Source organism: Paraburkholderia sp. BR10872, from assembly GCF_040965835.1.
Taxonomy (GTDB): Bacteria; Pseudomonadota; Gammaproteobacteria; order Burkholderiales; family Burkholderiaceae; genus Paraburkholderia; species Paraburkholderia nodosa_A.
Genome location: NZ_JBFRCN010000141.1, coordinates 1 through 1064, shown reverse-complemented (window position 1 = coordinate 1064; position 1064 = coordinate 1). Strand labels below are relative to the sequence as shown.

Here is a 1064-nt window from a genome sequence, read left to right as displayed (position 1 = left end):
AGTCCCAGTTCACGAGCGAAGCTGCGTGTGCGATGGTCGATGTAGGCCGAACCGTTGTCCGAGAGCCACTCGATGGGCTGTGTAGCCTGCGTGGTGCCGAAGCGCTGTTCGACGGCGGCCAACATCACGTCTCGCACCACATCACCGCTATGGCCGCCGGTCGTCGCCGCCCAGCTAATCGCTTCCCGGTCGCAGCAGTCCAGCGCGAACGTGACGCGCAGCGGCGTGCCATCGTCGCACCGGAACTCAAAGCCATCGGAGCACCAGCGGGTGTCGCTACGGTCGACGGCAACGCGACCGTCATGCCGCCGACTGTCTCGCCGCACGCCGGGGCGACGCAGCAGCAACTGATGCTCATGCATAACCCGATACACGCGCTTGTGATTGATGCACGGCGTGCCGGTCTGTTCTCGACTACGGCGCAGGAGTGCCCAGATGCGTCGGTAGCCGTAAGTCGGGAGGTGCGCTACGTGGGCCTGGATTTCCTCGACCAATTCTGTATCGTCGGTCGGTTTGGCGCTACGACCATCTTGCCAATCGGGCGAGCGAGCCTGTTTCGCTGCTACACCAGAGCGCGCCACGCCGAGAACTTCGCAGACCGTTTTCAATGGTCGTCCCCCGGCAGCAAGGGCGAGCGCGCAATCAGGTTTTTTGAGCGGCCCCATTCCACGGCTTCCTTCAGGATTTCGACTTCCATCGTCTTTTTCCCGAGTAGTCGTTGCAGTTCCTTGATTTCCTTGATGGCAGCGGCCAGCTCGGATGCGGGCACAACAGATTCACCCGCCTTCACCGCCGCCAGACTGCCTTCCTGGTATTGCTTTCGCCAGCCGAACACCTGGTTGGCGTTGACGCCGTGCCGGCGTGCCACGCCCGACACGGACGCTCCCGGCTCCAGTGTTTCCTGCACGATGGCTATTTTTTCCTGCGGGGTGCGCCGACGACGGCGCTCCGGCTCGGTCAGAATTTCGATGGGTTCCACGTAATGACTAGGCTTACTGTTAGGCACAAGACTACCTCTTATTTTAAGAGAGTCCTCGTGTCCTCAGATACGTGGGGCCGCTCCA

The 1064-nt window shown here is 61.7% G+C and carries 1 pseudogene; it reads right to left on the bottom strand.

The annotated features are described in order from the left end of the window. Positions 1-970 (bottom strand): annotated as a pseudogene (locus AB4Y43_RS40415) (IS3 family transposase); the annotation flags it as partial. Between the last annotated feature and the right edge of the window lie 94 nt (positions 971-1064).